Below are 20,787 nucleotides of genomic sequence, written 5' to 3' on the forward strand. Positions count from 1 at the left end.
CTAACCTATACTCGGTTATATGGCATTCACTATATCCTCTGGAATGTGTTATTTCTCCAGAAGTTTTCCGTTTATGTGCAATTTGATGTTTCCATGTTCAAGACTTTAATGGATAATTGTGACAGTGATCATTAAAAACAGTGCCTTGGAGCCTTTTGTGCTAAAGAAAACCATCACAGCCCTCACGTTATCAATGTCAGCTTGTGCAAATGCAAGCACGTACTTTGACCAACAACCTCTTGAACTTGAATACTCAGTAAACTGTGCTGATTCTTTATGTGCTTTTAATTCTCCGCTTTCTTATCAAGCACCTTCTCCGTTTTCAATGAGTCTGTCTGAACAGCAAGACTTGCAGATTGATCAGCCACTTCCTCGTTATCTGACGGTATCTAGCGAAAAAGACGCTGAATACCTAAGACAGCAAACCTATACCATTCTAGGATTGAGTGTTGCGACCGTTGCACTTATGACACTTCTTCCTGAATCTGTCACTAAATGGGATGAAGAAGATCGCGACCTTAGCGGCTTAGGCAAAAAATGGAAAGACAATGTCTCATCTGGTCCAGTATGGGACAGAGATGAACACTACCTAAACTACATCATGCACCCCTATTTTGGCGGCGTGTACTACACTGCAGCGCGTCATGCTGGTTACAACGAATTTCAGTCTTTCTTGTATTCGTTCACTATGTCCGCATTCTTCTGGGAATACGGCGTAGAAGCGTTTGCAGAAGTACCGTCCTATCAAGACCTTTTCATCACGCCATTCTTTGGTGCGGTTGTGGGTGAGATCATGTTCGAGACAGAGCAAGAAATCGTCGCCAATGGCGGTGAAGTTCTAGGTTCTGAAACCGTGGGTGATATTAGCTTGTTCTTCCTGAACCCTGTTGGTCATATTCACGGCTGGGTGAGTAATGCTTGGGGTGGCTCAGCAGAACTTCAGCTGCAAACGGACCCTTGGTATGGTAATAACGATGCTGCGAACTTTGCGCTAAGTTCAGGCGTACCTTACGACGATCAGTTCTACTCTTTGAACTTCAAAGTAACGTTCTAATCTCAATGATTGATATTTAAAAGCGCTGTATCGGCGCTTTTAAATACTCTCCCCCAACTCAATTCGGTAGCCAAGATCAATGCACTCTTGGTATTCCTTTTCGCCATTGAGTCGATTCATGATCTCTCTTGCCGCAATCAGGCCGATTTTTTCACGTGGTGTCACCACTGTGGCTAACCTTGGTGTCATAGCCTGACTAATATCGTGCCCATGGAAACCTGCGATAGAAATTTGGTTAGGAACAGAGATGTTGCGCCTTACACACTCATAAAACGCACCAATCGCTAAGTCATCGTTGGTACAAAATATGCCGTCAACCTTGGGATGTTTTTCAATTGCATCACCCAATAACTTTGCACCCAAAGTAAACGATGAGGCCGCTTCCGTTTGCAGAGCCAAAGGTTCTAAACCAGCGTCATTCATCGCCTGATTAAAACCAGACATTTTTTGACGGGTACGTTCATCCATTCGTGCGGCTAAATAGACAATCTGTTTGCATCCTTTTGCCAACATAGCCTTGGTCATATCCTTCGCGGCGGAGAAATTGTCAAAACCCACCGCTTGTTCAATTCTCGGGGAGATAGAATCCATAATTTCTACCACCGGAATAGACGCGGTTTGCAGCATTTTTTTTACTCGTTCTGTGTGAACATTTTCAGAAAGGATAATAGCGTCCACGTTATAGGAGAGTAATGAAGCCACACTCTGCTCTTCCAGCTCAGAGCTATAACCATAGTGCGCAAGCATAGTTTGGTAGCCAGCAGGCCCAGTCACTTGCTCAATACCTCGAATAACTTCTGCAAAGACTTGGTTAGTTAAAGACGGAACAAGAACGCCAATCGCATGGCTTTTCGCATTCGACAAAATATCAGGAGCACGATTGGGGATATAGCCCAGCTCCTCGACAGCTGCGAGCACTTTCTCTTGTACCGCAGGAGATACAGAATTGGGATCACGTAGACAGCGACTGACTGTCATTTTAGTCACTCCGACTAAATTCGCTACATCCTGAAGCGTCGGGCGTTTTTTCTTACTAACCATAAATAAATATTCTCTTTGTTACTGGTAACATTGTACTCAAGAGCTCAATAGAGAAATAGGTTTAATCGCACTTATTTATTTGACTCTGTTATCAAAAAAGCGCCCAGATAAAAGGCGCTTATTGATTAACGTTTAGTTTCTAGTCGAGTTTCACTTTCCCAAAGCAAATGAAACTTATCCGTAGATGGCTCATCCACCCGCGCATAAGTATGCGCACCAAAGTAATCTCGCTGCGCTTGCAGCAAATTCGCCGGAGATAGTGAGCTCGACAAAGCATCGTAGTAATTCAATGCCGAAGTCATTGCTGGCATAGCAACACCGGATAATATTGCCTGAGCACTGCAGGTTCTCCAGCCTAATACACGCTTGGAAAGCTGCTCAATGAAATCTTCGGCAAATAACAGATGCTCAAGTTCAGAATTATGCTCATATACAGCGGAAATGTTTTGCAAGAATGCAGCACGAATAATACAGCCAGAACGCCAGATTTTCGCAATGTCTGAGAAATTGAGCTGCCAGCCCTCAAGCTCTGATTTACTCTTGAGTAAGTCAAACCCTTGGGCATAAGTGACTAATTTCGCGCAATACAAACCATCCTCTAGTGCTTTCAGAGCTTGTGTCTTGTCTTCTAAACAAGTTTGCTTCACTGAAGGCAATATGGAAGAGGCTTTTACTCGACGCCCTTTGTTAGCGCTTAATGCTCGAGCAAACACAGCCTGAGCGATCGTTGTCGCAGGGCTCCCCATCTGCAACGCATTGACCGCTGTCCAAAGCCCAGTACCTTTTTGCTCCGCGACATCCAGAATCATATCCACCAACGAGTTGCCCGTTCTTGGATCGTGTTGCTTGAGTATGTCTGCACTGATTTCCATCAGATAGCTGTTAAGTGTACCTTGATTCCAAACCGTAAACACTTCACCAATTTCGGTGGCTGACATCTGCAAAACTTGGCGCATGTACTGATACGCTTCACAGATAATTTGCATATCGGCATATTCAATGCCGTTGTGCACCATCTTCACGTAATGCCCTGCCCCAGCCGGACCTAAATATGCAGCACATGCTTCGCCTGACTGATGAGAATCGATGGATAAACCGTTCGCATCTACTTTAGCGGCAATTGCAGTCCACATAGGTTCAACGTGCTTCCATGCGATAGGATCGCCACTTGCCATTAAAGATGGGCCGTGACGTGCACCTTGTTCACCGCCAGAAACAGCAGTACTGAAGAATCGCAGACGACCAGCAAACACCTCTTCTCTACGTTCAGAGTCGGTCCACAAACTGTTGCCAGTATCAATAACAATGTCTTGCGCTTCCAAGCCATTTTGCAGCAGTTGCTCGATGACTTGATCAACGATTTCGCCTGCAGGAACCGATAAGGCAATCACTCTTGGTGTTGCCAAGCAAGAGAGCAAGTCCTTTAGGTTCTGCGCTATTTTGAACTGCCCTTTATTCGGATTTAAGGAGAGTTCTTGAGCTTCTTTATCCGCTCGTAGGCAGTGGCTTTGGCTTAAGTCAAACCCCACCACTGAAAACCCGTGGTCAACCAGATTAAGCGCAAGACTTTTGCCCATCACGCCTAATCCAACCATTGCAATCTGATAACTCAAGCGCTTTCTCCTTTATTGCGAAGCCCTTGAAGCGCCTGCTCTAATACCTCTTCCATAGATGAGGATACATCAACAAAAATGGCTTCGTCAGCTTCTGGTTCAATCAAAGTATCAAACTGACTTTTCAACATCTTCTCACCATGGAAATAGTGATTTGCGCGCTGTGACAAACGAGCCCAAATCGTGTCGTAGTCACCTTGCAAATAGACAATAGCTAAGTCCTGATTGTTGTTGCGTAGAATGTCTCTGTATTCGGGTTTCAAAGCAGAACAAGCGATCACCGCAGACTCATGCTCTAAAAACAGGCTATTCAAACGTTGCAGCCAACCAATACGGTCTTCATCAGTAAGAGGAATCCCTTGTCTCATCTTTTCTACACTCTGTTCAGAGTGGTAGTCATCACCATCAAAGAATTTCAGGTTCAATGCTTTTGCGATAGCGCTGCCAACTGAGCTCTTACCGCAACCTGAAACGCCCATAACCAATATTTTCTTTGGGTCCATTGAACACACTTCCCTAGACTACTCTCACCGTAGCCGCCTTACTAAATTCAATAAAATGGGTTGCTTTTATTTCCACCACATAGCGAGCTGCGGGAAAGCAATGACCAAACCCAGAACAAAAATTTGCATGAAGATAAATGGAATCAGTGACTGGAATATCTCGCCTAAACTGATTTCTTTTGGCGCTACCGATTTAAGATAGAATGCCGCCGGACCAAATGGTGGTGATAAGAAAGAAACCTGCATGTTCAGACAGAACACGACACCAAACCAAATCGGGTCAAATCCTAGATTCGTGATAATAGGTACGAAAATTGGCATGGTTAGCAGTGCAACACCCACCCAGTCCAAGAACATACCTAGTACGAGTAGAATCACCATCATAATGAACAGTGTTGCGAATGCGCTGCCGCCAGAAAGCGTAAGAATGGTTTCTTCAACGAAGTCGATGCCGCCCATCAGGTTGTAAATCCCAACCAACGCACTCGCACCGATACCAATCCAGATGATCATCCCGCAGGTGCGCATTGTCGCCATCGCACTCTCTTGCAGCATCTTCCAGCTCATTTCTTTACGGATTACCGCGCTGATCATGATACCAACAACACCAAGAGCTGAAGCTTCAGTTACAGATGCGACACCGGTATAAATACTGCCGAGAACCACTGCCACTGATAACAGTGGGAAGAAAAGTGCTTTGAAGTAGCTTGGCTTATTGTCGTCTTCTAAATCTTCATCACTAAAATCAGGTGCCAGAGCAGGATTGATATAACAACGAATCAATACATAAGCGATGTAACAAGCCGCCAGAATAAATGCAGGGATAAATGCCGCTTTAAACAGATCACCAATCGATACACTTGCGGTCATACCGTAGATGATAAGAACGATACTTGGCGGAAGCATAGTACCTAGCGCGCCACCCGCACACGTTGTACCAATAGCAAGCTTACGGTCATAGCCCAAGCGAAGCATTTGTGGCAGAGCCAGAATACCCAACAGAACGGTTTCACCACCGATAACGCCAGACATTGATGCCAGCAAAACCGCTACCAATAGCGTTTGAACTGCTACACCACCGCGAACTTTACGCCCTACAGACTTCATTGCGTCAAACAGATCTTTCGCGATACCCGAGCGATCCAACATAGCTGCCATTAATACGAACATCGGAATGGCTAAGAAAATATAGTCCGATGCAAAGCTATACATACGGCTGGTGACCAAAGGAATCGCGTCAACACCAAACCAGCCTAGAGTAAATACGATAGCGACAAAACAGGTAACAAACGCAAGCTGCATACCGGTCAGCAATAAGCCGATCATCATGACCAGCATTAGCAAGCTGCCCCATTCAATACCAATAGAAGATAAATCAAACATCGTGTTTATTCCTTAAGGCTTGAATCTCTTGAATCATATGCAGAACAAACTGCACTACCAAAATGACCAAAGTGATAAAAATAACCGCTTTAAGCAGCGCAGGATAAGGCGGGTTGAAAGCTGAACCAGATGTTTCTAAACGCATCTCTCCCCATGGTGCAAACCATGCGCTTTCTACCGTGATATATGAGGCATAAGCCATCATTAGTGCGAACGCCAAACCGACAATGTGGTGAACCATATTGAGATAGTGTTTAGCGCGCTTTGAAACATTGTCGTAGATAAGAACCACTCGAACGTGCTTGTTCGAGGCCATTGCATACACACCACCGAACACAAACAAACACCCGCCGATAAAGGCTGCGGTTTCATGCACCCACGTCGTTGGAGCGTCAAAAACGTAGCGCATAACAACTTCGTAGAAAGAAATCGCAACAGTCAAAAGAAACAGCAAGCTAAGGGTGTTTCCGATACGTATGATTGCTCGGTCTAATGCATTCTTTGGCTGATCATCAAGGTGTGATGTAGCCTGTAGCTTATTCTCGCTCATAACGAACTCTTTTAGTGAAATGAGAGAGGGCCAAAACACCCTCTCTAAATAAAGGAAGTACTTCGATTACAGTAGGTCGTTCTTCTCTAGGAACGTAGTCACTGATTCGTAAACCTTTTGTGCATTTGGTGAACGCTCAGCAAATACTTTCCATTGTTCACGAGCGATAGAACGGAACTTCTTGCGCTCTTCATCAGACCAGTTGTGAATCGTGATGTTTGGATTCGCGTTCGCTTCTTTTACTGCCGCTTGGTCAGCAATTTTTAACTGTGTTGTAATGTCGTAAGAGAAATCACGTACAGATGTCTTGAGGATTTGTTGCAAATCTTCAGGCATCTTGTCCCATTTCTTCTGACTAATAGAGATATCGATCAGCGGTAGAGAGTGGAAGCCAGGTTGAACTGGGTGAGCCGCTACATCGTTCATACCCGCTTTTTGGTTTGTAGAGAATACTGTGTAGTCCGCTGCATCAATAACGCCTTTGCTTAGACCAGTGAATACTTCTGAACCCGGTAGGTTAACTGGAGTTGCACCTGCTGCTGCAAAAACTTGTTGAACCAGACCTTCTGGAGCACGTAGTTTCAGACCTTTCAGATCAGCAACGCTATCAAGCGGCTTTTTAGAAACGAGAGATTCAACACCCGTAGTCGATGCACCAACGAACTTAACGCCGTAAGGTTTGTAAAGCTCAGTTAGAAGCTCGTTACCACCGCCGTAGTTCATGTATTGAAGAAGTTGAGTCGTGTCAGACCAAGCGCCAACCATGTTACCTAATAGGCCGAATGCTGGATCTTGACCAGAGAAGAACTCAGTAGCAGTTACGTGGCCATCAAGAATACCCATTTTGATTGAGCTTAGAGTTTCTGTATGTTTTACCACTGCACCAACAGGTAACAAGTCAATGTCGATACGTCCACCAGACATTTTTTCAACGTTATCTGCCCATACTTGCTGAATTTGGAAATTGCGGTCACCCGATGGATCTGAAGACTGAATTTTCAGTTTGAAATCAGCCGCCATCGCTGACATGGACACTAGGCCCGTCACAGCAGTAGCGATAAGCGTTCTCGTCATAGCTTTCATTTGTCTATCCTTATTTGCTTCACGTAAATACCGGATTATATTTTTATGTTACCGGTAACCTTGAGCCTTAATGTTACCGGTAACTGTTACTAAAAGTCTATGCGGATGATCACAGGATTTAAACATTAATTAACAAACTTCTTATTTTTATAAGGAAGCCATTAACAGGTTTGGCGGGTATTGCTCTGAACAAATGTGCAGAGGGTTAAATAAATGAAATTATTAGAATATCGCGACATCAAAAAATTGACCTTGGTCAAGTCTCGAACCCATATAACGCCTAAACTCAAATAGAAAAGTGATTTTGTAATGATGTTCGGAGGCCGTATATGACTTGTACCTTTATTGTAAGTTTCGTAGGAAAAGCAACACCCTCAACAATCAAATCTTTGGCCGCTGCGACAAATGAAAAAAGTGGTAAGTGGCTCATTAGCAAAGTGAATTTTATTGAAGACCAAGTTGCTGCTGTTATCAAAATTGAAATACCAGAAGAAAATGCAGATGTCGTCAAAGAAGCATTTTATGCCACACCTGATCTGCTGGTAAAAATTGTCGATGTTGCTGAACACGTACAACTCGAAGATAAAATCTACCAACTTCGTATTGATTCTAACGACCGCTACGGCGTAGTTAACGAGATCACCCATGTTCTTGATGCACAAGAAGTGCAGATTCTGGATATGGATTGTCAGCGCGTGTTTATCGCTGGCGGCGGTGGCGTAAGCTCTAGCTTATTTACTGCAAACTTAGCTGTGCGTTTACCTGTTGAACGTCAATTGAATGATGTGGTCAGCGAGCTGGAATCTTTAAGCGAAGATACTCGTGTTATCGTTGAGTCATAAACTTATTTGAATCATAAGATTAGCTGACTTATAAAACTGAGCTGCATAAAAAAACCACCCTTTCTCTTTTAAGAAATGGGTGGTTTTTTATTGCTCGATAAGTCTTATTTAACAGACCATTGAGAAAGCGAACGTTTGAAGTCTTGGTAGCCAAACTCGTTCAATTTTTGAATGTCGCCATTACTGCGCTCGCAGTAAACAGAAGGCATCTTCAAGCCATTGAACCAGTTAAGTTTCACCATGGTGTAACCCGCACTGTCCAAGATATGAAGCTTCTGACCAATTTGTAGTGGCTGATCAAACTTAGCGATACAGAATTGATCACCAGCCAAACATGAACATGAACCAATCACGTATTCATGCTCGCCAGATTCACTGGCTTCCAGTACTGAAGCAGGCTCATTGTAGATAAGTGTATCTAGACGGTGTGCTTCGGTCGCAGAGTCAACAATCGCTGTCTTCATGCCGTTTTCGACGATATCAACAACCGTTACCACAAGGTCAGTGGTTTTAGTGATTACCGCTTCGCCTGGCTCTAGGTATAGTTGCACACCGTGTTTTTCAGAAAATGCTTTAAGCGCTAGACCCAGTTTTTCTACATCGTAACCTGGCCATGTAAAGAATACGCCGCCGCCCATGCTCACCCAATCCAGTTTGTTTAGGTATTCACCAAAACGCTCTGAAATAGCATCCAGCAGGCCGATGAAAGCATCCACATCTTTGTTTTCACAGTTCATGTGGAACATCACACCATTGATCGTATCGAATACTGAACCATCAATGTGGTCAGCCTGAACACCAAGGCGAGAGAATTTACGAGCTGGGTTAGCAAGGTCTTGACCTGCGTAGCTGACACCTGGGTTAAGGCGCAAACCGATTGACGCTTTGCCTTCCACAAGGTGACGGTATGCAGAGAGTTGAGACTGTGAGTTGAAGATCATCTTGTCGCAGATGTCTGCCACTTCTTTAACGTCATCTTCGCTGTAGCCTACGCTGTATGCGTGAGTTTCACCGCCGAAAGTCTCGTAGCCAAGCTTTACTTCAAAAGGACCAGAACTGGTTGTGCCATCTAAGTATGGCTTGATGATGTCAAATACGCCCCAAGTAGAAAAACACTTCAGCGCCAGTACCAGTTTTACACCCGAAATCTCTTTCAGACGTTTTGCAATTTCCAAATTGGCGATCAGTTTTGACTCATCAATCATAAAGTAAGGAGTTTTCAATTCACTCTTTTGCATCTTGTTTATTTCCTGCGTATTGCCTTAGCAACACTTCATCAATCGCAAAATGGAAAAAACAGCCATCACCTGAGTGACGGCTGTCTTCAACTATTAACTATCCATCTACCCTCTCATAAGAGGTGGATTATTTAAGGATATGAATCTCTGGCTGAGCTGGTTGAAGTTCAAGAACTTCCCAGTTCAAACCAATAGATGGCATAGTTTCTAGGAACGGATCCGGATTAAGCTGTTCCATGTTGAACACGCCTGAATCAGCCCATTCACCACGGAAGAATTGCAATGCAGCAGTAATCGCTGGAACACCAGTAGTGTAAGCAATTGCTTGATGCTCTACATCTTTGTAAGCCACTTCGTGGTCTGCATTGTTGTAGATAAATACACTGCGTTGCTCACCATTCTTCTTACCTTGAACCCAAGTACCGATACAGGTTAAACCAGTGTAACCCGGAGCCAAAGAGGTCGGGTCTGGTAGCATGGCTTTCAGAACTTGCAGAGGTTGCACAACCGTACCGTCTTGTAGAGTTAACGGTTCAGGGCTTAGCAAACCAATGTCACGCATGCAGTTGAAGTAGTTCAAGTAGCGGTCGCCGAAGCCCATCCAGAATTCAATGCGTTTTGCAGGAATGAATTCTTTTAGAGAACGAACTTCATCGTGTGCCATTGAGTACACTTTGAACGGACCACATTTTGGAAAATCGAATTCCAGCATACGAGTATGACAAGGAACGGTTTTCCACTCACCCTCTTCCCAATAGAAAGAATCACCTTGGATTTCAAGCATGTTCGTTTCTGGGTCAAAGTTGGTTGCGAACTTCTTACCGTGATCACCCGCGTTGATGTCCATAACGTCGATAGTGTCGATTTCATCGAACAGATGCTTCGCCGCATAGGCAGCAAACACACTAACAACACCCGGATCGAAACCAGCGCCAAGAATACCTGTGATGCCTGCTTGTTTGAACTTTTCGCGGAAAGCCCATTGCGGATCATAAGCTTCTGGTACTTGCTGACCTTCAGAGCAAAGGTCAACAGCCACCGATGTATCTAAGTAAGATACTTTTGCCTGATAACACGCTTCCATAATTGGAACATTGACCCATGGAGGACCAGCGTTAATCACTAAATCAGGCTTCACTTCTTCAATCAACGCAACTAATGAATCAACATCACTAGCGTTAACTGCACGAGCTTCTAGCTTCTTAGTAGAATCTTTTAAGTTATTTTTACCCTTAATCGATTCAATGATCTTCTCACACTTCCCGATAGAACGAGAAGCAATGGTAATATCACCCAGCACGTCGTTGTTTTGAGCTGCTTTATGCGCGACAACCCAACCAACACCGCCCGCACCAATCTGTAGAATTGACATTTATCCGTTACCTTTATTTCGCTAGCTCTGACGCTAGAGTTTCAATTTTAGCCAGTAGAGATTCGAAGTCCGAAATCTTCAAGCATGGGTTCAAGATTGTGAATTTCAAGGCAGTTTTGCCATCCACAATGGTTTCGCCTAGTACAGCGATACCACGTACCAGCGCTTCCATTCGAACTGCTTTGTTAAGCTCATCGAAATCTGTCGCTTGGCTGTCTACCGCGCGGAATAACACGGTTGACAAAGATGGTTCAGCCAAAAGCTCGAAGGCTTTATGCTGACGAACCAAATCAGCCACTTGTAGAGTTTGGTCTAACAAATGGTCGTACATTGCGCCTAGTTGTTTAGGACCGACGTTTTGCATCGTCATAAACACTTTCAAGGCATCAAAGCGTTTTGTCGTAGAGATAGACTTATCAACCAAGTTCGGCAGAGTGTCATGCTCACGGTTCAAGTAATCTGCATGGTGAAGCAGGTACTTGAAGTTATTTTTATCGTTTAGAAGTAGCGCACCACAGCTGATTGTTTGGAAGAACAATTTGTGGAAGTCTACGCTTACTGACTGTGCACGTTCTACGCCTTTCAAACGATCTTTGTGGCTGCTTAGAATCAACGCACCGCCGTATGCGCCGTCTACGTGCATCCATAGGTCGTGTTTCTCTGCAACATCAGCAATCGTCGCTAAATCATCGATAGCACCGTGGTCAGTCGTACCCGCAGTACCTACAACTGCAAATGGAATCAAACCTTCAGCTTTAGCTTGTTCAACCGCAGCTTCTAGTTTTGCTACATCCATAGTGCCGTTTGGAAGCGCGTCTACAGCAAGAATCGCTTTCTCACCAAGACCCATCCAAGATGCTGATTTTTGTACTGTGAAGTGTGACTTCTTAGAACAAATAATACGTAGTTTGTCTGCGTAATCAGGTAGACCTAGCTTCTGAATAGAGTGACCGCTTAGTTTGTCCGCAATCCAGTCACGAGCCAACATTAGACCCATCTGGTTACTTTGCGTACCACCGCTCGTTACGATACCGTCCGCTTTAGCGCCTAGCTCGTACTTCTCACACATCCAATCAACCACTTTCTGCTCAACGAATGTCGCTGCAGAAGATTGATCCCATGAATCCATTGATTGGTTTAGAGAACCAATAATCGTTTCTGCCACAACAGATGGCATCAATGGTGGTGTATGTAAGTGAGCAATACAGTCAGGGTGTTGAACCATAATTGAGTTCTTAACCACTAGCTCTGCAGTGTCTGAAATCACTTCTTTTAGTGACGCGTTCTTGTTATCAAGATCAACCGCATAAATGGCTTCTTCCAACGCTTTTGGATTCATACCAGAATATGGCGCGTTCACTTCTTCAAATACCGCTTTCATTGCAGCAGTTGTGTGATTCATTACACGTGCAAATTCTGCGCTGCCCATTGAACCTGTGTGGATGAAGTGCTTCTTCCACTCTTGGTTGCTTGGCTCTGGGTCTTTATGACCGCCACCAGCAGCAAGAATTGCTTCTTCTAGCGTACGTAATGCGAAGTCGATTTGCTCGAAAGAGATAATCAATGGCGGAAGGAAACGAATAACCGAACCGTCACGACCACCTTTCTCTACCATCAAACCACGCTCAAGAGCTGCACGTTGAATAGCCAGTGTTAGTTGCGGTGCAGATTTAGGCTCACCGAACTTGTTTAGCTCGCCGCTTGGATCTTGAATTTCAAGACCTAACATCAAACCTTTACCACGTACTTCTGCAACGCAGTTCACGCGGCTTTGAATTTTCTCTAACCCCATGCGTAGATATTGGCCCGCAATGTTTGCGTGCTCTACGAGGTTATCACGAGTGATGATTTCTAGTGCTTTAGCACCTGACACCATAGCTAGCTGGTTACCACGGAAAGTACCGGTGTGCTCACCTGGTTTCCATGTATCAAACTTTTTGTTGATAACCAGAATCGCCATTGGTAGACCGCCACCAATCGCTTTAGATAGACATAGTACGTCTGGAATAATTCCCGCTTCTTCAAACGCGAAGTTGTAGCCAGATTTACCTACACCACATTGGATCTCATCAAAGATCAATAGAATACCGTGCTCATCACAGATACGACGTAGTTCACGTAGGAAATGTGCAGGAGCTGGGATAACACCGCCTTCACCTTGAACTGGCTCAACGATAATCGCAGCAGGTTTCATGATGCCAGCTTCGTCGTCGTTCAGAAGACGTTCAATGTAACGAATGCTCGCTTTCGCTCCTTCTTCGCCACCTAGGCCAAACGGGCAACGTAGGCTGTATGGGAAAGGCATAAAGTGAACATCTGACATCAAACCAGTACGACGAGCTTTCGTGTTCAGGTTACCCATCATGCCCATAGTACCGTTAGTCATACCATGGTACGCACCACGGAACGCAAACATGGTATTACGACCAGTTGTCTGTTTAGCGAGCTTAATCGCCGCTTCAACAGCGTCTGCACCAGATGGACCACAGAACTGAATAACACAGTCGTCACCAAGTTCAGAAGGAAGAAAACCTTTTACTGCTTTAATAAAGTCAGTTTTAGATTTTGTTGGAATATCAAGTGTTTGATATGGCAAACCAGAATCAAGCTGTTGCTTAAGCGCTTGGTTAATCTCTGGATGGTTGTAACCTAAAGCCAGAGTACCCGCACCCGCCAAACAATCTAGGAAGATTTGGCCACGTGTATCTTCTACTAAACAGCCATAAGCTTGTTTAATAGCGATAGGTAGACGACGTGGGTAAGAACGAACTTCTGATTCATGCGCAGCTTGGTCAAGCAACACTTCATCCGGAGTCAGATCATACAATCCGTCTAGTACTGGAATTTGGTTAGACATAATGGTTGCGATAGTGTTATCGACTTCAAAGGCTGTACTCATCTTCATCACCTTGAAAAATAATAATTTCCGTTCATTTCCCACACGTCAGTAAAAGAGAGAAATGACAAATAGCAAAAAATTCCGAATGCATTAAGCAAATACGGAATACGGGTCATCAGATTGATGACGATTAACTAAATCAGAGGTTCAAGGTTCTGTAATGCTGCTGTCTTGATAAACAGGGCATTCTGGAAGTACAAAGCTGATTCGTGGTTGTAGTTTAAATGAAATCAATGTTGGGTATCCCATTCACATGCTGTTCCCACAGCAAGAGTATCCCGTCTATCAGTAAAAGGACTTACTGATACCTACCCTACGTAATGTCACAATCAGCCTGAATGGTCATTACGCGTATCCCCCAGAAACTCTGTCTGAGATTGGGGCGGAAATTAACATAAAACAGTGGCTTTTTGCAATATGAAATCATGTGAAAATAATGCTCTTTATTACAAATCAAACACATAATATTGAGCAAATAATTGGTACTGAATTCGAGATAAAGAAAGCCCCTGCTTGGCAGGGGCTTCTTGGGGTAAGTTCTTTCACAAAATTTATACTGTTTCTGTATTCACTTTTACAAGGCTATTTAATATATCTGCTGCTTCCATACCTGCAATATCAGCATATATGTCCTCAATGATAATTGTTTGAGACTCACTAGCTCCATGCTCCACTGTCAACACGACATCTTCGTTATCAACGGAACTGATAGTCACTTTGCCTAAAAGGTCGCTGATGTCCGTCGTTTCTGTGTCATCATCTAATATTGAGGTTAGATCAACCTTATCGACCCCAAACTCAAAGTTTTTGATGATATCAGTACTATTATCTAGAGCAGAATCAAGCCAAGTGAAGATATTAGAACGATCATCTCCTTCAAGCGTATCGTCACCAGTATCTGCATAAACGATATTGACCCCGTTTTCGACATCTAAAGTTACCTCGTAAGTAACTACGTTATCATCCTCATCTACAGGCATCGCCCCTTCAGAATCAACTACCGTGTACTCAAATGTAGGGTCATTAACAACCGCTTCTTCACCTGATATATAAGTAACAACATAATTAGAGCCAGAATTACCATCATTCGTATGTTCAGAAGGATAAAACTCTATTCGAACAATAGGGTTATCATCTGAAACAGAATAGACCCCTTCGGAGCTTTGACTTAATGAACCATTTCCGTAATTGTATGGCTCTGAAGAGGTACCATCAAGGTAGGTATATACTACGGTGGCCATATGATTGCTATTTAAGCCATCGATTCCGAAATCTACTGAGTAAAGAGGATTATCACTTAAATCAAAAATAAGGGTTTCGCCGCTACCAATACCATTACCACTATCTACACCGAAACCAATACCTTGGTTATTTTCTGAATTCCCAGGATTCGTTTCTAAAGTTACCTGACCTTTATTATCACCATGCGTACTAGTCGCAGATACTGTAACAACGGCGCCATTAACAAGTTTAAAAGAATAAACCCCAGCCCCCGCTTCTTCTACGTTATCAATACTCATTGTAAAGTCTGAAGGGTCATCAGCTTTGTAATAAATAGAATTAGGGTCGTATGCTGTCGCATCAACAGCACCATATAAGTTAGAGTCTTCTATTCTTGTGTAGCTATCACCATCTTTAACATACAAACTGCCGTATTCAGGTAGCGCTGTTAAATAAATAGACAACGTTTGGTTAGAGTATAAATCTTGGTTTGCGTCATGCTGTGAATCTGACTCAGGCTCATAGCCAGCTCTATAGGTAGGATTTTGCGAGAAGAAATCAACATCCTCGTCCGAAATATGGTCTCCCTCAGTGTTTACACCAGTTTCAAATACCACCTGAATATAATCGCTTTCACTACCAACACTTACAGTGAAGTCTTCACCTTTCGGAGCCTCGTTCACATTGCGTTCGTATAAATTAACCGTTGCATAAACGGGTTCACCATAAGTCTCGCTACCTTCTTCACCAAATACATCTCTAACAGATACAGTAATTTGGTGGTCATTATCTGCATCTTCGTAATTGGCATACAGCTCAGCAGCTAAGGCCGTAAGACTAATTTCACCTGTTTCGGGGTTAATCTCATATAAATCAAAAGTTTGATTATCTACTGTGACGGAAATATTTTCGGTGATAGCGTAGATCAAGTTTTCATTATCAACATCGGAAGCCTGAACTTTACCAATTACGTCATCTTTATCGCTATTTTCGTCGTAGTAAAAACTATATGTCGCAATAGTAGGATCTTCTCCTTCAACAGCTTCAGCTTCGTCGAAAGAGTTGCCTGGATTATATCCATCCTCAGAAGTTGCGTCGGTATAAATTGTCCCCTCAAAGACCGGAGCATCATTAGTACCATTAATTTTCACATCAACTTTGTGAGTTGCTCCTTCATCTGATGTAACTTCAAAAGATAAGGTTAATGAGTCACCAGTGTTCATGCTGTTAAAAGCATCACTTGCCTCAAACTTCCAACCACTTTCTGTATAAGTCAACGTACCGAAATCTTCCGGATTATCAAAGCCATCTGGCAAACTGAAATCACCAACTTGATTAACACTCGTAGGCGCATATGCACCGAGAACAAACTCAGGAATATCACCGGCTTCAGGCACTTGAACTGCTATATCTACCATTACTGGTGAATCTGTTTCATTAACTTCTTCTAAAACATATGAACCGCTAACTTGATTCGACTCTTCAAGATAGACAGTGGCAATTGCACTTCCACCGTTGATATCAGTCACTGTCACTTCTATGGTATGTGAGTTATCAGCTAAACCACCTTCACCTGATTCATCTTCAAAATCATTAGTGAATGCCTGAGCTCCTTCGTTGGTAAGGTAGATGTTGCCATTGCTATCGATACCATACGCATCGTAGTCAACACCATCTATAGTTACCGTAACATTGTTTGTGATTTCATAGGTCAATGTTGCGTCATCACTATCGACATCAGTAGCGGCGACTTGCCCGACGACAGCGCCAGTAGGTGAATTTTCCTGATAAGTGAAATAGTAGCTATAGTTTGTATCTCCACCTTCTTCAGAATCATCAACAAAGTAATTGTCATCTTCTGCGTCTTCAGAAGTGTATTCACTTTCAGTAAAAACCGGCAGGATATTAGGAACATCTTCTACAGCAAACGGAGTTGTCGCAATGGTTGGCGGCTCATCTTGCACCAAATCTTCATTCAAACTTTCTGTCTGACTAAGACTACTTCTGGCAAAACCTTCTGTACTAAAAGCAGTTGCAGCAATTAGGCTTGCCAGTTGCATGATAACCGTACCACTAGTGCCCAGAGCAGAACCATTAGTTCCACCAGCCGCAGTTGCCTGATCCGGATTCAATGTTGGGTCTACACCATCCTCTAATTGAGCAATGATGTTCGCAATCTCTGCATCAAAATCGAGATTAAGTGGGGTTTGACCTTCATCACCCAAAACTTCTTGAGCAGTGACTTGAGGATTAGCACCATCTCCAACGGTAACAACAACCTCACCGGGAGCAGGCTGAGCACCAGCGATAAGTTCTCGAATTTGACCTTGCCTATCAATGACCAAAGTTATGTTAGCTAACATAAACTGGCTGAGTGTACGTGCATTCATGAGCCTATTCCCTATGTGCGTATCGATAACACGTATGAGCACCCTCTATACATTTTGCTTCTTCTCAGGTGTTCACACGCCACTGCGTGAGCGGTTTTTCATGCTTTAACATTAGTAATGGCTAATTGCACATTCAACTCATTTAGTAGAGTGAAGAACCAAACATCAACTAAGGTTTCAATATATAAGGAAAATTATCATTGGTACTTTCTTGAACTAAACTCACAAAATCCTATTTTATAAACTAAGCTTGCTTAAACTAAGGCATGACCTTTGGACGCTCGCCACCTACAAAATGAAGTATCTCAATGGTCGAGTAAGAGATAATTCCATACTTAAGGAGCTTCATAGTGAAACGGAACCTTTCATTCTTAACAGGATGTTTGATACTGGCTTCCGCCTCTGCTCACGCACAAACACTCGAGCAAGCAGTGGCAATCGCTTTTTCAAATAATCCTGATATCAAGGCTAGCTACAATCAATACGTCAGTACAGTGAATGACAGCAAAGCGTCAGGAGGAAAGTATCTGCCAACTATCGACTTAGATGCAGGTATTGGGTACGAAGGTATTCGTCCGGCATCAACAAGTGGACGTGAAGATACCGACCTCACCAGAAAAGAAGCAAGCATCATCCTTAATCAATTGTTATGGGATGGTAATGGTACGCTCAACGATATGGATAGAACGGCCGCCGAAGCCGAATCCACGAGATTACAACTGTTAGATGATGCATCGAACTTGGCGCTACAGGTAACCGACGTTTATTTAAACGCAGTGAAAGCGACAGAAATTCTCGCCCTTTCGGAAAGTAACCTAGCGGTTCACATAGACATTTATCGCGACATTAAAAAGCGAGTCGACTCAGGTGTAGGCTCAACGGCAGATTTAACTCAAGTAGAAGCTCGTATTGCCAAAGCTCAAGGCAACCTGCTTGCGGCTCAAAATAACCTTTTTGATACTCATACCCAGTTTCGCCGCTTAGTAGGACAAGAGCCACTAGGGTTAATTTACCCTCGCGCCGATGAATCTAAGATTCCTTTGTCCCTGTCAGATGCGTTAGTCGAGGCATTTGATAAACACCCTGTGATCAAAATTGCCAAAACAGATGTAGATGCTGCTCGTTTCCAATACAAGCAATCTAAAGCTCCTTACTACCCCACCTTTTCCATCGAAGCTCGTCAAACATGGCGAGACGATGCCGGTGGTTATGAAGGTGATGCGGATGAAACCGTGGCGATGCTGCGGATGAGATATAACCTTTATAACGGCGGCAGCGATAGCGACCGTAGTGAAAGTTCAGCTTATCAACTGAATAAAGCAAAAGACTTACGAGATAGCGCTTATCGTCAAATCGAAGAGAGCTTACGGTTGTCTTGGAGTGCGTTGGATTTAACACTCCAGCAGAAAAACTTCCTTGCTGACCATGTAGACTCTGCGGCACAAACGGTTATTGCGTACGAAAAGCAATACGGCATTGGCCAACGAACCTTACTAGACTTATTGAACACCGAAAATGAGCTGTTTGAAGCTCGCAAAGAATACCTCGATGCTCACTATTCTGAACAGTACGCCAAGTATCGTGTGATGAACGCGACTGGCGTATTAATAGACGCGCTTTTGGTTGATGTTCCCGAAGAGTGGACCAAGGAAGTGGAGTATTAATTATGAAGAAGAACATTCTATCACTAGCAATACTCGCTGGTCTTACCCTATCGATGTCAGTTTATAGTGCTGAAGAGTACGAATACATGGCAACACCTACGGCCAACCAAATTGCCGATCTACAAGATGATGACCAAGATGGTGTAGTCAATGGTCGCGATATTTGTCCTGGAACACCTTCGGGTTCTGAAGTGGATAATGATGGCTGTGGGGAAGTAAGACGCGCACAAGACCAACGTCAACTGCGTATTTTGTTTGCCAATGACTCCTATGAGATTAACCCCGTCTTCGCCAGCCAGATTCAAACCATGGCGGATTTTTTGAAGATATACAAATCTGCATCCATTGAAATCCAAGGCTACACCAGCAAAGTGGGTACAGATGAATACAATTTGGAGCTATCGAAAAAACGGGCAGAAGCCGTTGAGCAAAAACTTCTTTCCTATGATATCAGCCCTAACCGAGTCAGAATTGTTGGGTATGGTGAAAGTCGTTTAGAGGATGAAGGCGATGATCCTGCGGCGCATGCAGTAAACCGAAAAGTCACTGCAACTGTGGTCGGTCTAAAGGAAAAAGTTGTCGAAGAATGGACCATATTCTCAACACTCCAAAAGCGCTAGGGTAATCAACATACTGGTCGCTTAATATTTAGATGTATTCAGATACAAACAGAAAAGCCCCTCAGACTGAGTCGAGGGGCTTTCTATTTTACATAAATCGATAGCTAAACTTCGATTATGCTGATTTTTTCTTTGGCAATGAAACACTCAGCAAGAAGTAACCGACGACCGCTGCCAAGGTTGAACCCATCAAGATACCAAGACGAGCATAAGTATCGAAATTCACGAAGTCAGCGCCAAACGCCAGCGATGAAATGAAGATCGACATAGTAAAACCGATACCACACAGCACAGACACGGCGAAAATATGTCTCATACCCACGCCTTCTGGTAATTTTGCAATACCAAGTTTTACCGCAACCCAGCTGAAGCTAAAGATACCTAACGGTTTACCAATAAACAGACCTAACGCTACACCTAGCGGCAGAGCTTGAGCCAGACCACTCAGTGAAACACCTTCGAGAGAAATACCTGCGTTAGCGAATGCGAACAGAGGTAAAATACCGAAAGCTACGTAGGAATGAAGACCATGTTCTAAGTGCTTAAGCGGTGAATGCTCTTTGTCTTTTCCTTTCAGTGGAATAGAGAAACCAATCACGACACCGGCTAGTGTTGCGTGAACACCGGACTTCAATACCGCTACCCAAAGAATGAAACCAACGATCAAGTAAGCGCTAATCTTGGTCACATGCTTAGCATTCATAAAAAACAGTACTGCCGTCATTAGGAAGCCAACGGCCAACGCCATAGTAGATAAGTCACCGCTGTAAAACAGTGCAATAATCACGACAACACCCAAGTCATCAATAATTGCCAAAGCAAGCAAGAACACTTTCAAACTGATTGGAACGCGACTACCCAGTAACGCCATAATACCCAAAGCAAATGCGATATCCGTTGCCGCAGGAATAGCCCAGCCTTGAATTGCCGTTTCGTTTGAAATGTTAAACATGACATAAATAAGTGCAGGGGCAAGCATACCACCTACGGCAGCAATTGCCGGGAAAATGGCAGTTTCACGCGATTTCAGAGCCCCCTCAAGCAACTCGCGTTTTACCTCAAGACCGATCAACAGGAAGAAAATAGCCATCAAGCCATCGTTGATCCAGTGTGAAACAGACATCCCCAAAATGTATGTGTGAAGACCCGCTTGGTAGAACTCATTAAGCGGAGAATTGGCAATTACCATAGCTACAGCTGCTGCAATTACCAGGATTATGCCACCAGCAGACTCCATTTTTAAAAAGTCGCGAATGATATCAGTCATTTATCGTCCTTATAATTTCGTTATGTCGATACATGAATCAGAACAGA

At 43.7% G+C, this 20,787-nt stretch carries 15 protein-coding genes; 4 read left to right on the forward strand and 11 right to left on the reverse strand.

All coding sequences use genetic code 11. The features are described from left to right. Positions 1-118: 118 nt before the first annotated feature. On the forward strand, positions 119-1,054 hold the full coding sequence (locus tag P4S58_RS08185; protein ID WP_373279348.1) for a DUF3943 domain-containing protein: 936 nt from the start codon (positions 119-121) through the stop codon (positions 1,052-1,054). Between the two features lie 39 nt (positions 1,055-1,093). Here P4S58_RS08185 and gntR read toward each other — a convergent pair whose 3' ends face one another. The 6 genes from gntR to P4S58_RS08215 form a co-directional block, all read right to left on the reverse strand. Continuing rightward, complete coding sequence (gntR, locus tag P4S58_RS08190) at positions 1,094-2,095, reverse strand: gluconate operon transcriptional repressor GntR (protein ID WP_102953072.1); 1,002 nt, start codon at positions 2,093-2,095, stop codon at positions 1,094-1,096. Positions 2,096-2,220: 125 nt separating this feature from the next. Beyond that, positions 2,221-3,690, reverse strand: coding sequence for an NADP-dependent phosphogluconate dehydrogenase (gene gndA, locus P4S58_RS08195; protein WP_337164539.1), 1,470 nt, complete (start codon positions 3,688-3,690; stop codon positions 2,221-2,223). A gap of 14 nt (positions 3,691-3,704) precedes the next feature. Then, positions 3,705-4,211, reverse strand: a complete 507-nt coding sequence (locus tag P4S58_RS08200; RefSeq protein ID WP_102965926.1) for a gluconokinase — start codon at positions 4,209-4,211, stop codon at positions 3,705-3,707. Between the two features lie 66 nt (positions 4,212-4,277). After that, the gene (locus P4S58_RS08205) at positions 4,278-5,594 is read right to left on the reverse strand and encodes a TRAP transporter large permease (RefSeq protein WP_102942454.1); all 1,317 of its coding nucleotides are present in this window, start codon (positions 5,592-5,594) and stop codon (positions 4,278-4,280) included. Next, positions 5,587-6,144: a TRAP transporter small permease subunit gene (locus tag P4S58_RS08210; protein WP_337163536.1), complete on the reverse strand. Its 558-nt coding sequence runs from the start codon at positions 6,142-6,144 to the stop codon at positions 5,587-5,589. Before P4S58_RS08210 ends, P4S58_RS08205 begins: the two co-directional genes overlap by 8 nt. A gap of 66 nt (positions 6,145-6,210) precedes the next feature. Beyond that, the gene (locus P4S58_RS08215; RefSeq protein ID WP_102953070.1) at positions 6,211-7,227 is read right to left on the reverse strand and encodes a TRAP transporter substrate-binding protein; all 1,017 of its coding nucleotides are present in this window, start codon (positions 7,225-7,227) and stop codon (positions 6,211-6,213) included. A gap of 329 nt (positions 7,228-7,556) precedes the next feature. Here P4S58_RS08215 and P4S58_RS08220 point away from each other — a divergent pair, with 329 nt between their 5' ends. Continuing rightward, the gene (locus P4S58_RS08220; protein ID WP_102985995.1) at positions 7,557-8,069 is read left to right on the forward strand and encodes a glycine cleavage system protein R; all 513 of its coding nucleotides are present in this window, start codon (positions 7,557-7,559) and stop codon (positions 8,067-8,069) included. Positions 8,070-8,173: 104 nt separating this feature from the next. On the opposite strand, the gene nspC is transcribed toward P4S58_RS08220, so the two are convergent. The 4 genes from nspC to P4S58_RS08240 form a co-directional block, all read right to left on the reverse strand. After that, positions 8,174-9,307 carry a carboxynorspermidine decarboxylase gene (gene nspC, locus P4S58_RS08225; RefSeq protein ID WP_102953069.1) on the reverse strand — a complete coding sequence of 378 codons (1,134 nt, stop codon included), beginning with the start codon at positions 9,305-9,307 and terminating at the stop codon, positions 8,174-8,176. 127 nt (positions 9,308-9,434) lie between these two features. Next, a complete protein-coding gene (locus P4S58_RS08230; RefSeq protein WP_337163538.1) occupies positions 9,435-10,679 on the reverse strand; it encodes a carboxynorspermidine synthase in 1,245 nt (414 codons plus the stop codon). A gap of 13 nt (positions 10,680-10,692) precedes the next feature. After that, complete coding sequence (locus tag P4S58_RS08235) at positions 10,693-13,578, reverse strand: pyridoxal phosphate-dependent class III aminotransferase (RefSeq protein ID WP_102968193.1); 2,886 nt, start codon at positions 13,576-13,578, stop codon at positions 10,693-10,695. Between the two features lie 551 nt (positions 13,579-14,129). Further along, positions 14,130-17,189, reverse strand: coding sequence for a VCBS domain-containing protein (locus P4S58_RS08240; protein WP_337163540.1), 3,060 nt, complete (start codon positions 17,187-17,189; stop codon positions 14,130-14,132). A gap of 350 nt (positions 17,190-17,539) precedes the next feature. On the opposite strand from P4S58_RS08240, the gene P4S58_RS08245 reads away from it, so the two are divergent. Then, the gene (locus P4S58_RS08245; RefSeq protein WP_042487766.1) at positions 17,540-18,853 is read left to right on the forward strand and encodes a TolC family outer membrane protein; all 1,314 of its coding nucleotides are present in this window, start codon (positions 17,540-17,542) and stop codon (positions 18,851-18,853) included. Positions 18,854-18,906: 53 nt separating this feature from the next. Continuing rightward, positions 18,907-19,473 (forward strand): OmpA family protein, encoded by a 567-nt coding sequence (locus P4S58_RS08250; RefSeq protein WP_373279351.1) that lies wholly within the window; start codon positions 18,907-18,909, stop codon positions 19,471-19,473. A gap of 115 nt (positions 19,474-19,588) precedes the next feature. Here the strand turns inward: P4S58_RS08250 and nhaA are convergent, their stop codons facing one another. After that, positions 19,589-20,740 (reverse strand): Na+/H+ antiporter NhaA, encoded by a 1,152-nt coding sequence (gene nhaA, locus P4S58_RS08255; protein ID WP_042487769.1) that lies wholly within the window; start codon positions 20,738-20,740, stop codon positions 19,589-19,591. Positions 20,741-20,787: the final 47 nt, after the last annotated feature.

Source organism: Vibrio sp. Hal054 (assembly GCF_037162405.1).
Taxonomy (GTDB): Bacteria; Pseudomonadota; Gammaproteobacteria; order Enterobacterales; family Vibrionaceae; genus Vibrio; species Vibrio diazotrophicus.